At 67.1% G+C, this 13,041-nt stretch carries 12 protein-coding genes; 11 read left to right on the top strand and 1 reads right to left on the bottom strand.

Annotated features, from left to right (window positions below; translation table 11 throughout):
* Positions 1–73 precede the first annotated feature (73 nt).
* Complete coding sequence (locus R1H25_RS02290) at positions 74–709, bottom strand: LysE/ArgO family amino acid transporter (RefSeq protein ID WP_005408523.1); 636 nt, start codon at positions 707–709, stop codon at positions 74–76.
* A gap of 138 nt (positions 710–847) precedes the next feature.
* Between R1H25_RS02290 and R1H25_RS02285 the strand changes: the two genes are divergently transcribed.
* The 11 genes from R1H25_RS02285 (at position 848) to mdcH (ending at position 12,954) form a co-directional block, all read left to right on the top strand.
* The gene (locus tag R1H25_RS02285) at positions 848–1,753 is read left to right on the top strand and encodes a LysR family transcriptional regulator ArgP (protein ID WP_317222546.1); all 906 of its coding nucleotides are present in this window, start codon (positions 848–850) and stop codon (positions 1,751–1,753) included.
* Between the two features lie 169 nt (positions 1,754–1,922).
* The gene (locus R1H25_RS02280) at positions 1,923–2,369 is read left to right on the top strand and encodes a GNAT family N-acetyltransferase (RefSeq protein ID WP_049445959.1); all 447 of its coding nucleotides are present in this window, start codon (positions 1,923–1,925) and stop codon (positions 2,367–2,369) included.
* Positions 2,370–2,600: 231 nt separating this feature from the next.
* The gene (mqo, locus tag R1H25_RS02275) at positions 2,601–4,289 is read left to right on the top strand and encodes a malate dehydrogenase (quinone) (protein ID WP_088480557.1); all 1,689 of its coding nucleotides are present in this window, start codon (positions 2,601–2,603) and stop codon (positions 4,287–4,289) included.
* Positions 4,290–4,613: 324 nt separating this feature from the next.
* On the top strand, positions 4,614–6,806 hold the full coding sequence (locus tag R1H25_RS02270) for a TonB-dependent siderophore receptor (RefSeq protein ID WP_317222545.1): 2,193 nt from the start codon (positions 4,614–4,616) through the stop codon (positions 6,804–6,806).
* Between the two features lie 156 nt (positions 6,807–6,962).
* Entirely contained in the window at positions 6,963–8,606 is a 1,644-nt protein-coding gene (mdcA, locus tag R1H25_RS02265; protein ID WP_057499715.1) for a malonate decarboxylase subunit alpha, read from the top strand.
* A 10-nt stretch (positions 8,607–8,616) separates the two neighbouring features.
* Positions 8,617–8,937, top strand: a complete 321-nt coding sequence (gene mdcC, locus R1H25_RS02260; protein ID WP_164158067.1) for a malonate decarboxylase acyl carrier protein — start codon at positions 8,617–8,619, stop codon at positions 8,935–8,937.
* Complete coding sequence (locus R1H25_RS02255) at positions 8,934–9,842, top strand: biotin-independent malonate decarboxylase subunit beta (protein ID WP_317222544.1); 909 nt, start codon at positions 8,934–8,936, stop codon at positions 9,840–9,842. The genes mdcC and R1H25_RS02255 overlap by 4 nt, the downstream gene beginning before the upstream one ends.
* A gap of 2 nt (positions 9,843–9,844) precedes the next feature.
* The gene (gene mdcE, locus R1H25_RS02250; RefSeq protein WP_317222682.1) at positions 9,845–10,549 is read left to right on the top strand and encodes a biotin-independent malonate decarboxylase subunit gamma; all 705 of its coding nucleotides are present in this window, start codon (positions 9,845–9,847) and stop codon (positions 10,547–10,549) included.
* A complete protein-coding gene (gene mdcG / locus R1H25_RS02245) occupies positions 10,542–11,183 on the top strand; it encodes a malonate decarboxylase holo-[acyl-carrier-protein] synthase (RefSeq protein WP_317222543.1) in 642 nt (213 codons plus the stop codon). Before mdcE ends, mdcG begins: the two co-directional genes overlap by 8 nt.
* Entirely contained in the window at positions 11,180–12,037 is an 858-nt protein-coding gene (gene mdcB / locus R1H25_RS02240; protein WP_317222542.1) for a triphosphoribosyl-dephospho-CoA synthase MdcB, read from the top strand. Before mdcG ends, mdcB begins: the two co-directional genes overlap by 4 nt.
* Positions 12,034–12,954 (top strand): malonate decarboxylase subunit epsilon, encoded by a 921-nt coding sequence (gene mdcH / locus R1H25_RS02235; protein ID WP_049445975.1) that lies wholly within the window; start codon positions 12,034–12,036, stop codon positions 12,952–12,954. Before mdcB ends, mdcH begins: the two co-directional genes overlap by 4 nt.
* Positions 12,955–13,041 lie beyond the last annotated feature (87 nt).

Below are 13,041 nucleotides of genomic sequence, written 5' to 3'. Positions count from 1 at the left end.
CCGTTGCCGGTGCCGTCGTTACCACTACCTTGGAGAGAGAGTCAGGACGTGGGTTCGGGGGGCGTGCGCCGGGTCAGTGGACCCCGCGCACCGCCAACGTGAGGGCCAGGATGCTGAGGATCACCGCGATGGTGCCGTCGAGCACGCGCCAGGTACTGGGCTTGGTGAACAGCGGTGCCAGCAGGCGTGCGCCCAGGCCCTGCGCGGTCAGCCACAGGCAGCTGGCGGTGACCACACCAGCGGCGAAAGCCATGCGGGCGTTGCCGAAGTTCTCGGCGATCGAGCCGATCACCATCATGTCCAGCCAGAAGTGCGGGTTGATCAGCGAGAAACCGACCGCAGCCATCAGCACCGCGCGGCGGCTGCCGTCGTCGCTGTCAGCCTCGCCCATGCCGCCGCCGCCGGCGATCGCACGACGTGCCGACTTCATCGCATACCAGGCCAGGAAAGCCACGCCCGTCCACAGCACGGCGGTGGTCAGCCACGGCAGTGCCGAGGTGAGCGTGCGCAGGCCGGCCACGCTGGCGAAGATGAAGATCGCATCGATGGCCGCACAGGTGGCAACCACCGGCACGATGTGCTTGCGCAGGATGCCCTGGCGCAGGATGAAGGCGCTCTGGGCGCCGACCACGGCGAACAGGCCGATGCCGGTAGCTGCACCAGAGAACCAGGCACCGAGGCCGGTGCTGGCGGAGATGACCGAGAACATGGGATTCACTGCCTTTGCTTGCCTGGGGGGACGGTGCCTCGCGAAGGCGGACAGCACCGGAACGAGCGCCATTGTCGCGCCGCAACATGGAAAAGACGAGCTAAACTTCCTAAACCAACATTAGCGGAACTTAATTCCATGCGTATCGATCATGCCCAGCTGCGTGCCCTGGCCGCAGTGATCCGCGAAGGCAGCTTCGACCGCGCCGCGCAGTCGCTCAATGTCACGCCGTCGGCCGTCTCGCAGCGCGTCAAGGCGCTGGAGGACCGGATCGGCCGGCTGCTGGTCAAGCGTGGCACCCCGGCCACCGCCACCGCCGAAGGCCAGTTGCTGGTGCAGCTGGCCGAGCAGACCGCCCTGCTCGAACATGATGCGTTGCACCGGATGGGTCTGGCCGACGAGGATCTGCCACAGGCCAGCATCCCGGTAGCGGTGAACCACGACAGCCTGGAAACCTGGTTCCCGCAGGCCGCCTCGCAGTTCGCACAGAGCACCGGCACCACCCTGGACCTGCGCGTGGAGGACCAGGACCACACCGTGGAGCTGCTGCGCCAGGGCACGGTGCTGGGCGCGGTGACCACGCTGGACGAGCCGGTCCAGGGCTGCCAGATCCATGCGCTGGGCAGCATCCGCTACGCGGCGACCTGCACGCCGGAGTTCCGCGAGCGTCATTTCGCCAAGGGCGTGACCGCGCAGGCGCTGGCGCAGGCGCCGGTGCTGGTGTTCAACCGCAAGGACGACATGCAGTCGCGCTTCGCCCGGCGCATGGCCGGCGACGACCTGCCCAGCACTGCACCAACCTGGTGGATTCCCTCCACCCGCGCCTTCGTGCAGGCCAACCTAGGCGGCATGGGCTGGACCATGAACCCGTTGCCGCTGGTCAAGCGCCACCTGGACGCCGGCCGGCTGGTCTACGTACGCCAGCGCGCGTGGGAAGACGTGCCGCTGTACTGGCAGCACTGGAAGGGCGACGTGCAGACCATGGCGCTGCTGACCCGCGCCGTGCTGGATGCATCCTCGGCATTGATCCGACGCAAGCGCTGAAAAGGGGACGGAGGGGATCAAGGCGTTCAAGGCCAAACGACATACGGGGCAAAGACGACTTAATCCCCTCCGTCCCCTTTTCTGCTCCACCGGATCTCCATCGAGCCTACACACCGGGTCCATGCGCGATGCGGATACTGGCGGGCCGACCATTACAAGGATGTCCGGCATGCCCGTGTACCTGCGCGATGCCCGCCCCGAAGATGCCGCCGCCTGCATCGACCTGCGTGGGCGCACCCGCGAGAACGCCTTCAGTGCCGAGCAGCTGGCACAGCTGGGCATCACCGGGGACAGCTGGGCGGCCGGCATCGCCCAGGGCGATTCGATTGGCCGCGTCGCCTGGGAGGGCGAGCGCATGGCCGGCTACTGCTTTGCCGACCGCGACAGCGGCGAGGTGCTGGTGCTGGCCCTGCTTCCAGAGTACGAAGGCCGCGGCATCGGCCGCCAACTGCTGCAGGAAGTGGTGAGCCTGACCCGCGATGCCGGCCACACCCGCCTGTTCCTGGCCTGTTCGGCCGACCCGCGTTCGCGCTCGCATGGCTTCTACCGGCGCCTGGGCTGGCGCCCGACCGGCGAGATTGATGAGGCCGGCGATGAGATTCTTGAGCTCGTCTGATTGAAGGCGTCGCCGCCAGGCATGGCTTGGCGCTACCACGGATGCGATCGCCAGAGCGGCCCCGCCCGCCTTGGTGACGGGACCGCGAAACATCGGATGCTGCGTTGCATCAAAAAAGGACCGGAACCAGTTAGAATCGCGCCAGGATGTTGCAAGGCGTTGTTTCTTCACGCCCTTTCCCTGCCCCACGCGCATCCTGACCCCTTCCCCTCCGCCAACGATCCCGCCCCCATGAAGAAATTTGGCAAGGCTCTTCTCGCCCTGCTCGTGCTGCTGTTGCTGGCCGCCGCGCTGTTCCTGTACTGGCCGCTGACCCAGCGCTCGGTGCCCGCCGCCAGCAACGACAAGCCCGTCGATGTTGTGCTGGTCGGCGCCGGCATCATGAGCATCACCCTGGCCACCTACCTGCAGGAACTGCAGCCGGACTGGAACATCCAGGTCTACGAACGCCTCGACGGCGTCGCCGGTGAAAGCTCCGACGGCTGGAACAACGCCGGCACCGGTCACTCGGCCTTCGCCGAACTGAACTACACCCCGGAACTGCCCGACGGCAGCATCGAGACCAAGCGCGCGGTCGGCATCGCCGAATCGTTCGAGGTCTCGCGCCAGTTCTGGTCGCACCAGGTGAAGGAAGGCCGGCTCAGCCAGCCCAGCGACTTCATCAACCCGACCCCGCACATGAGCTTCGTCTGGGGCGATGACAACATTGCCTACCTGCACAAGCGCCAGCAGGCCCTGGTGAAGAATCCGCTGTTCTATGGCATGCAGTACTCCGAGGATCCGGCACAGATCAAGCAGTGGGCACCGCTGCTGATGGAAGGCCGTGACCCGAAGCAGAAGGTGGCCGCGACCTGGATGCCGCTGGGCACCGACGTCAACTTCGGTGTGATCACCCGCCAGCTGACCACCGGCCTGCAGCGCAGCCCGAACTTCAGCCTGCACCTCAACCATGAAGTGAGCGCGCTGCGACAGAACGCCGACAAGAGCTGGAACGTGACGGTGAAGGACCTCAAGGCCGGTACCGAGTCCACCACCCACGCCCGCTTCGTGTTCATCGGTGCCGGTGGCGCCGCACTGAAGCTGCTGCAGATGTCGGGCATTCCGGAATCGAAGGACTACGCCGGCTTCCCGGTCGGTGGCCAGTTCCTCGCCTTCCAGGGCCAGGACGTGACCTCCCGCCATGGCGTGAAGGCCTACGGCATGGCCGAGACCGGTTCGCCGCCGATGTCGGTGCCGCACCTGGATGCACGCAAGCTGGACGGCAAGCCGGTGGTCCTGTTCGGGCCGTTCGCGCTGTACAGCACCAAGTTCCTCAAGCACGGCTCGTGGTGGGACCTGTATTCCTCGGTCAACCACAACAACGTCGGCCCGATGCTGGAAGTGGGCAAGGACAACCTGGACCTGGTGCAGTACCTGATGGGCCAGGCGCGCCTGAACGATGCCGACCGCCAGGCCGAACTGGTCAAGTACTTCCCCAACGCCAAGCCGGGTGACTGGAAGCTGGTCACCGCCGGCCAGCGCGTGCAGATCATCAAGCGCGATCCGCTGAAGGGCCCGGTGCTGCAGTTCGGTACCGAGATCGTGACCGACAAGGACCACACCCTCGCCGCCCTGCTCGGCGCCTCGCCGGGCGCGTCGACCTCGCCGCCGATCATGCTGGACCTGATGGCCAAGGCCTTCCCGGACCAGATGAAGGCCGGCTGGGAAACCCGCCTGCGCGAGATCGTGCCGTCGTACGGGCGCAAGCTCAACGACAGCGCCGCGCTGGTCAATGAGATCCGTACGCTGACCAGCCAGACCCTGCATCTGCCGTATCTGGAGGTGCCGGTGGATGCGAACGCGGCATCGCCCGCTCCGGTTGCAGTGCCGGCAGCGGCCAAGGAAAAGCGCAACGCCAATGAGGAACTGCAGGCGTTGTAAGCCCGCAGTTTGCTTTCGATGCAGACGGACGGCCACCTTCGGGTGGCCGTCCGCGTTTGGGCAGGCTACCGCCTGTAGAGCCGAGCCCATGCTCGGCTCCGGCAAAAAGCAGCCGAGCATGGCTCGGCTCTACGGAAAGCGATTCCCCGTGCCGGGAACCCTGCGCACAATGACGCGAATTGTAATGTTGTTAAGAATTATTTACATTTGCGTCCTGCGCGGTGACCGCGCCCTTCCAGATGGACCTGACCGTGCCCGAAGCCGCCGCCCCGGGTGCTGGACGACTGTTGCCGCCCTTCCCCGCTTCCGAGCCTCGAGCCCACCATGTCCCTGATCTTCCGTAACCGCCTGCCCCGCCGCGCGCTGCTGCCGGCTGCCCTGCTTTCGTCGTTGACCCTGCTGGCCGCGCCCAGCGTGTTCGCCGCCACCGATGGCGCTGCCGACGCCAAGACCCTGGACCGGGTGAGCGTGCGTGCCGAGCAGTCCGCTCCGCCCTCCAGCTCCACCCGCCTGCCGATCACCCTGCAGGAAACCCCGCAGTCGGCCACTGCGATCAGCCTGCAGCGCCTGCAGGACGAGTCGCTGTTCAGCATTAACGATGTGATGCGCAACGTCACCGGCGTCAGCGTGTCCTTCTATGACACCCAGCGCCCGCTGTACTACGCGCGCGGCTTTGCCATCACCGACTTCCAGGTTGATGGCATCCCCACCTACAGCGGCTCCACCAACCAGGAGTACGACACCGCCTTCTACGACCGTATCGAAGTGATCCGCGGCGCCAACGGCCTGCTCAGCGGCGCCGGCGTGCCCTCGGCCACGGTCAACCTGCTGCGCAAGCGCCCGGGCAAGGAGTTCGACGCGTCGTTCGCGGTCAGCGCCGGCAGCTGGGACTACCGTCGCATGGAGGCGGATGTGACCGCGCCGCTGACCGCCGACGGCCGCTTCCGCAGCCGCGTGGTCGCTGCCTACACCGATCGTGGCCTGTATTACGACCGTTACGACGAGAACAAGATGGCCGGCATGGCAGTGCTGGAAGGCGACATCACCGACAGCACCACAATCACCCTGGGTTACCAGAGCCAGGACAACAACCCCACCGGTTCAACCTGGGGCACCGTGCCGTTCTTCGACAGCCAGGGCAATTTCGCGCACCTGCCGCGCTCGACCAACCTGTCGCCGAAGTGGAGCTATTGGAAGCGCGAGAGCAATACCGCCTTCGCCAACCTGGAACAGCGTTTCGGCGACAACTGGCTGTTGAAGATCAATACCGCCTACACCCGCGGCAACGTGCAGAACGTGCGCCTGTACGGCACCGGCAACCCGGACCCGGTGACCGGCTCGGGCATCTACCTGCGTGCCGCCGCCGGTGATTCGAAGGACACCCGCCGCAACGTCGATGCCTACCTGACCGGCAGTTTCCCGCTGTTCGGCCGCGACCACGACCTCACCGTCGGCGCGCAGTGGTCGGACCTGGAAGGCACCACCAACACCCTGGCACTGGACTTCCCGAACGACTGGGCGCGCTGCGGCGGCGAGCGCTGCTACTACATTCCCAACGTGTACAACTGGAACGGCGACATCTCCGAGGTGACCTACCGCCGCACCGGCGCGCGCCGCGTGGCCAAGACCACGCAGAGTGGCGTCTATCTGGCCACCCGCCTGCGCCTGGCCGATCCGCTGTCGCTGATTGCCGGCGCACGCCTGAGCCGCTGGGAAACCCTCAGCCGCTCGTACAACGCCGCAGGCGCCTACACCGGCACCAGCGGTGCGTACAAAGTGAGCGATGAAGTCACCCCCTACGTGGGCCTGGTCTACGACATCACCCCGAACGTGTCGGCCTATGCCAGCTACACCGAGATCTTCAACCCGCAGAACTTCAAGGACCGCAACGAGAACCTGCTGGCACCAGTACAGGGCTCGAACCTGGAAGCGGGCATCAAGACCCAGTGGCTGGACGGCCGCCTGACCGCCAATGCTGCCGTGTTCGAGGCCAAGCAGGACAACTACGCCGTGCGTGACATGGGCGTGCCGGAAGGTTCGCTGAGCGATGGCACCTCCGCCTACATCGGCGTCAACGGCACCAAGGCGCGCGGCTGGGAGATGGACGTCAACGGCGAGATCCTGCCGGGCTGGACGGTCAATGCCGGCTACACCCACGTCAAGGTCACCCGTGCCGCCACCGACCTGCTGTACGCCAACCCGCCGAAGGATCTGCTGCAGCTCAACACCCAGCTGCAGCTGCGCGGTGCGCTGGAACGCCTGAGCGTTGGCGGTGGCGTGCAGTGGCAGAGCAAGGTGCAGGGCTACAACATCGCCTACCCGCTGGGCGGCACGGTGACGGTGAACCAGCCGGCGTATTCGCTGGTGCAGTTCAACGCCAACTACCGCATCAGCGACAGCTGGACCGCAACGCTGAGTGTGCGCAACGCACTGGACAAGACCTACTGGGCCAACCTGGACTACAACAACTTCGGCGAGCCGCGCTTCGTGTCGGCCAGCCTGCGCTGGAAGTTCTGAGCGACTCGCGAACCGGTGGGTGCCGACCGCTGGTCGGCACACCCCCAACCTGAATGGGCCCGCCTCCGCGCGGGCCCTTCCTTTTGCTGCACTGCAGGTTGCATCCTTTTTTGTAATTATGTCGTAATTACATCAACACCCATCGGAAGCCGGTCGATGAACCTGAGCTGGGATACGTTGGAACGCAGCCGCCAGGGGCGCCTGGAACGTGCCGCGCCGTGGGCCCGGGGACGCGAGGTCGCCGCCACCGATGTGGGTGAACTGCTGCATGCACTGCTGGAACCGGGCGACAAGGTCTGCCTGGAAGGCAACAACCAGAAGCAGGCCGATTTCCTCGCCCAAGCCCTGGCCGACCTCGACCCCGCCCGCGTGCATGACCTGCACATGGTGCAGTCGGTGCTGTCCTTGCCGTCGCACCTGGATGTATTCGAGCGTGGTATCGCTTCGAAACTGGACTTCTCGTTCTCCGGCCCGCAGTCGGTACGGTTGGCCAACCTGGTGGCTGAAGGGCGCATCCAGATCGGTGCCATCCACACCTACCTGGAACTGTTCGGCCGCTACTTCATCGACCTGACCCCGCGCGTGGCCCTGGTGGCCGCGCAGGCCGCAGATCGGCACGGCAACCTCTATACCGGCCCGAACACCGAAGACACGCCGGTGATCGTCGAGGCCACCGCCTTCGGTGGCGGCATCGTCATCGCCCAGGTCAACGAGATCGTCGACACCCTCCCCCGCGTCGACATACCCGCTGACTGGGTCAACTTCGTGGTGCAGGCGCCGAAGCCGAACCATATCGAACCGCTGTTCACCCGCGACCCGGCGCAGATCTCCGAGATCCAGGTGCTGATGGCGATGATGGCCATCAAGGGCATCTACGCCGAGTACGGCGTCAACCGCCTCAACCATGGCATCGGCTTCGACACTGCGGCCATCGAGCTGCTGCTGCCGACCTACGCCGAATCGCTGGGGCTGAAGGGCAAGATCTGCCAGCACTGGGCGCTGAACCCCCACCCGGCACTGATTCCGGCGATCGAATCGGGCTTCGTCAAATCGGTGCATTCGTTCGGGTCGGAACTGGGCATGGAGAAGTACATCGCCGCGCGAGGCGATGTGTTCTTCACCGGTGCCGATGGCTCGATGCGTTCCAACCGCGCGTTCTCGCAGACCGCCGGCCTGTACGCCTGCGACATGTTCATCGGTTCCACACTGCAGATCGACCTGCAGGGCAACAGCTCCACCGCCACCCGCGACCGCATCGCCGGCTTCGGTGGCGCACCGAACATGGGTTCCGATGCACGTGGCCGGCGCCATGCCAGCGAGGCCTGGATCAAGGCCGGCCAGCAGGCCGCACGCCCGGGTGAGATGCCTCGCGGGCGCAAGCTGGTGGTGCAGATGGTGGAAACCTTCCGCGAACACATGGCGCCGGCCTTCGTCGACCGCCTCGATGCCTGGGAACTGGCCGAGCGCGCACAGATGCCGCTGCCGCCGGTGATGATCTATGGCGACGACGTCAGCCATGTGCTGACCGAAGAAGGCATCGCCAACCTGCTTTTGTGCCGCACCCCTGAGGAGCGCGAACAGGCGATCCGCGGCGTGGCCGGCTATACCGCCGTGGGCCTGGGCCGCGACCGCACGATGGTGGAAAACCTGCGCGACCGCGGCGTGATCCGCCGTCCCGATGACCTTGGCATCTCCGTGCGCGATGCCAGCCGTGACCTGCTGGCGGCGCGTTCGGTGAAGGACCTGGTGCGCTGGTCCGGCGGCCTGTACGACCCGCCCAAGCGCTTCCGCAACTGGTAAGGGGCTGAGCATGGAAACCCTCGACTATCGATTCGAAGGACACACTGCGGTGCAGTTTCCGCGCGACGCGGTGCTGGTCGGCGTGCTGGCCTCGGGCAACCTGGAAATCCTGCTGGAACCCGCTGCGCTGGATGGCGCGATGACGGTGCGCATCATCACCGCCGCGAAGGGCTTCGGCAGCGTGTGGCAAGCGGTGATCGACGACTTCGCACAGCGTCATCCGCTACGCGATGTACGCATCTCGATCAACGATGCCGGTGCCACCCCGGCGGTGGTCAGCCTGCGCCTGGACCAGGCCGTGGAAACCCTGCTTGCTGGAGAAGAACGATGAACCGGACGCAGCGCCACAGCTACTACGAGGCCGATGCGCGCGAGCGTATCGCCGGTCTGGTCGATGCCGGCTCGTTCCGTGAATTCCTCGGCCCGGCGCGGCGGATGATGAGCCCGCACCTGGCACAGCTCGACCAGCCCGCGGCGTTCGACGACGGCATTGTTGTTGGCGAAGCCACACTGCGCGGCCGACGCGTGCTGCTGGCCGCACAGCAGGGTGAATTCATGGGCGGCGGCGTGGGCGAGGTGCACGGCGCCAAGCTGACCGGGCTGCTGCGTCGTGCGGCGGAAACCCGCCCTGACGGCGTGCTGCTCCTGCTCGATACCGGCGGTGTGCGGCTGCACGAAGCCAATGCTGGGCTCATCGCCATTTCCGAGATCATGCGCGCCACTCTGGACGCGCGTGCAGCGGGCGTGCCGGTGATCGCGCTGATCGGCAGCGGCAACGGCGCATTCGGTGGCATGGGCATCGTTGCTCGTTGCTGCAGCATGGTGATCATGTCCGAGGAAGGCAGGCTGTCGCTGTCCGGGCCAGAGGTGATCGAAACCGTGCGTGGCGTGGAAGAGTTCGATTCCCGCGACCGCGCACTGGTCTGGCGCGTAACGGGAGGCAAGCACCGCTACCTGATCGACCAGGCGCAGGTGCTGGTGCCCGATGCCATCGAGGCGTTCGCGCAAGCGGCATTCAATGCGCTGCAGCCTGATACCAGCAGTACCGATGCGGATACTGCACTGGCCGCGCTGCAGGAACGCCATGTGGCATTGAAGGCGCGCGTGCAGGCCTGGAGTGATTGCCGCGATGGCCTGGAGATCTGGGCGCGGCTGGGCATTGCCCATCCCGAACGCCTGCCACTGCTCGACACCGATGAATTCCTCATCGCCACCGCCGACCGGAGCCTGCCATGAGCATGACATTGCAGACACTGCTCGATGCCCTGTTTCCGCATGGGCATGCCGTTGCGGTGAACGATTCGGTGCTGACCGGCAGCGCCACCACCGACGACGGCGACGTGACTGTGATCGGCACCGCCGACAAGCTCGAAGTGGGCGTGGACCATGCACTGGCACTGGCCGAAACGGTGCTGGCCAGCACCGCCGCGCATCCGCAGCAACCGATCGTGATGCTGGTCGACACCGCCGGCCAGCGCCTGGCACGCCGCGACGAACTGCTCGGCATCAACGGCTGTTTCGCGCACCTGGCGCAGACGCTGGATCTCGCGCGTCGACGTGGCGCGCGACTGGTCACGCTGGTCTACGGTGAATCCGTCAGTGGCGGCTTCCTCTCGTTCGGGCTGATGGCCGACCACATCCACGCCCTGCCGGATGCGCAGGTGCGGGTGATGGACCTGCGCGCGATGGCCCGGGTGACCAAGCAGCCGCTGGATAAACTGCAGGCGCTGAGCCAGACCTCACCGGTGTTCGCACCGGGCGTGGAGAACTACGTGGCGATGGGTGCGGTGGAATCGCTGTGGGAGGGCGATCTTGCCCAGCACCTTCTGCAGGCCCTGCGCACGCCCGCCGATGGCGACCGCCGCGCCGTGCGCGGAGCCGAACGTGGCGGGCGCATGCTGGCCGCACGCGTGGCTGAAGCGGTGAGTCAGGGCGATGCCTGAGCGGCTGCCCCGCCATACGCTGGTCTGGCTGTCAGCGCACGCCGGCTGGCAGGCGGACATCGCCGCGCATGAGTCGCGCCTGGCCGACTGGTTTGCGCAGGGCCGCCCGGCCATCGTCGCGCGGCGTGCCGCCGACGATCCCGATCCACGCCTGCGTCTCGGCGTGCCGCTGCCGCCCGCCGAGGGCAAACTGCGCCTGGGCCTGCGCGTGCCAGCACACGATGTGCTGCGCACCACGCCGCCGCCGGCACTTCAGACGGTGCTGAAAGGCGACATTCCACAGGACTGGCGGCGGCCCCTTGAAGTGCTGCAGAACATCGCTGAGGCGCGCGTATTCGGTGCCTTCGCGTGGCAGCACCTTACTGGCCTGCGCTATGTGCACGCGCGCTCGGACGTCGATCTGCTGTGGCCGATCGACACCACCGCGCAGGCCGATGCCCTGGCTGCACGGCTACAGGCATGGGAAGCCGAACACGACCGGCGGGTCGATGGCGAGCTGTGCCTGGGCCACGACGCCGCCGTGAACTGGCGGGAGTACGCCGGACGCAGCCGCGAGGTACTGGTCAAGCGCCTCGATGGTGCCGCACTGGAACTACGCGATGCGTTGTTCGCCTCCGCCGGGGTGAGCGCATGAACGCCGTCGTGCAATCGGTAGTCAGGCCGGCAGCTGCCGTGGACAGCGCGCGTCTGGGGCGCCTCGCCGTCGCCAGCCTGCATGCGGAGCTGGCGCTGGCACCCAAGCCCGGACTGGTCACACCATTCGACAGCGGCAGCCATCACGACATGGACGCCGGCACATTCCTGCGCAGCCTGTTCGCGCTGCGCCACTATTTCACCGCCGTGGCCCACCTCGGTGCAGCCGGGGCGGACTTCGACGCCTTGCGCCGGTGTGGCATCGCCGCCGAAATCGCGATGCTGCGCGCAACCGCCGGCGTCAATACCCATCGTGGCGCGGTCTTCAGTCTCGGCCTGCTGGTGGCGGCCGCCGCGGCCTGTCGCTCCCGCCTGGGCCATGCCGCCACGGGTGAGCAGGTCTGCCAGGACGTGCGCCGCTGGTCTGTCGAGCTCGCCGACGCACCCCTGGATGCGAACAGCCCTGGCCAGCGCGCGCGTGCACGGCACGGCGTGCAGGGTGTGCGCGAACAAGCGGCCGCTGGCTATCCGCTGCTGCGCGGCGTGGCACTGCCTACCCTGCGTCACGCACTGGCCAGCGGCCTGCCACGCGAGGCCGCGATGTGCCAGACCCTGATGCAGCTGATCGCGTGCGTGGATGACCTCAACCTGCTGCACCGTGGCGGCGCCGACGGCCTGCGCTGGGCCCAGCGACAGGCCCGCACCTTCCTGGAAGCGGGCGGCACCTTCGCGCCGGACTGGCAGACACATCTGCGTCGCATCGGTGATGGCTTCGTCGCGCGCCGGCTGAGCCCGGGCGGCAGCGCAGACCTGTTGGCCTGCAGCGGGTTCCTGCTGCAGCAGGAGCGTGCATGAGCCTGGCCCTGCTCTGCCCCGGCCAAGGCGCGCAGCACGCAGCGATGTTCGACCGCGTGCGCGATCTTCCGGCCGCACGCCACACCCTTGATGCGGCCAGCACGGTGCTCGGCCGCGATGTGCTTTCCGCCGCTGCGGCCGACGACCGTTTCGACAATGCGCAGGCGCAACCGCTGCTGTGCGCGGCCAGCCTGGCGCAGTGGCACGGGCTGCGCGACAGCGTGCCAACGCCGACGCTGATCGCCGGCTACAGCATCGGCGAGTTGGCCGCGCATGCCATCGCCGGCAGCTTCGATGCGACCACCTGCCTTGCCCTGGCGGCGCAGCGCGCGCAGTTGATGGACGGCGCCAGCCCCGCCGATGCAGGCCTGCAGGCCGTGCTTGGCCTGGAACGCCATGTACTGCAGCCGCTGTGCGACCTGCACGGTGCGCACGTGGCCATCGCCAACGGGCAGGACCATTTCATCGTGGGCGGCACGCACGCCTCGTTGCTGCGGCTGGCCGATGCAGCGCAGGCGCAGGGTGCGGACATCCGTCCGCTGCCGGTGCACGTGCCTGCACACACACCGTTGCTGGCGGCGGCGGTAGCACCGTTTGCTGCCGCACTCGCTGCCTCGCCACTGCAGGCCCCACGCCTGCCGCTGCTGGCCGGCATCGATGCGCGACCGGTGCGGGATCGCGCAATGGCGGTCCACACGCTGTCGGCGCAGCTGGCACAGACCATCGAATGGGCGCAGGTGATGCGCCAGGCCTTCGAGCGCGGCGCGCGGGTTTTCCTGCAGCTGGGCCCGGGCAACGCGCTGGCGCGCATGGTCGCACCGGCCTATCCGTGCTGCGAAGTGCGCGCGGTGGAAGAGTTCCAGAGCCTTGAAGGCGCCGCGGCGTGGGTCCGCAGTGCGCTGGAGCGGCTGCGGTAACGGGTTCGAGCAGTACGTATCACGCACCACGCAGTACGTCGCCTTACCCCGGGATGGCGGGTCTCCATCCGCGCTGTACGTGAGTCA

The organism is Stenotrophomonas veracruzanensis, from assembly GCF_032911525.1.
Lineage (GTDB): Bacteria > Pseudomonadota > Gammaproteobacteria > Xanthomonadales > Xanthomonadaceae > Stenotrophomonas > Stenotrophomonas africana.
This window is presented reverse-complemented; position numbering and strand designations above follow the sequence as displayed.

What these genes read in the sequence shown, in the direction of transcription:
- R1H25_RS02290 (WP_005408523.1), bottom strand. Translation starts at nt 709, where the DNA reads ATGTTCTCGGTCATCTCCGCCAGCACCGGCCTCGGTGCCTGGTTCTCT.
- R1H25_RS02285 (WP_317222546.1), top strand. Translation starts at nt 848, where the DNA reads ATGCGTATCGATCATGCCCAGCTGCGTGCCCTGGCCGCAGTGATCCGC.
- R1H25_RS02280 (WP_049445959.1), top strand. Translation starts at nt 1,923, where the DNA reads ATGCCCGTGTACCTGCGCGATGCCCGCCCCGAAGATGCCGCCGCCTGC.
- mqo (WP_088480557.1), top strand. Translation starts at nt 2,601, where the DNA reads ATGAAGAAATTTGGCAAGGCTCTTCTCGCCCTGCTCGTGCTGCTGTTG.
- R1H25_RS02270 (WP_317222545.1), top strand. Translation starts at nt 4,614, where the DNA reads ATGTCCCTGATCTTCCGTAACCGCCTGCCCCGCCGCGCGCTGCTGCCG.
- mdcA (WP_057499715.1), top strand. Translation starts at nt 6,963, where the DNA reads ATGAACCTGAGCTGGGATACGTTGGAACGCAGCCGCCAGGGGCGCCTG.
- mdcC (WP_164158067.1), top strand. Translation starts at nt 8,617, where the DNA reads ATGGAAACCCTCGACTATCGATTCGAAGGACACACTGCGGTGCAGTTT.
- R1H25_RS02255 (WP_317222544.1), top strand. Translation starts at nt 8,934, where the DNA reads ATGAACCGGACGCAGCGCCACAGCTACTACGAGGCCGATGCGCGCGAG.
- mdcE (WP_317222682.1), top strand. Translation starts at nt 9,845, where the DNA reads ATGACATTGCAGACACTGCTCGATGCCCTGTTTCCGCATGGGCATGCC.
- mdcG (WP_317222543.1), top strand. Translation starts at nt 10,542, where the DNA reads ATGCCTGAGCGGCTGCCCCGCCATACGCTGGTCTGGCTGTCAGCGCAC.
- mdcB (WP_317222542.1), top strand. Translation starts at nt 11,180, where the DNA reads ATGAACGCCGTCGTGCAATCGGTAGTCAGGCCGGCAGCTGCCGTGGAC.
- mdcH (WP_049445975.1), top strand. Translation starts at nt 12,034, where the DNA reads ATGAGCCTGGCCCTGCTCTGCCCCGGCCAAGGCGCGCAGCACGCAGCG.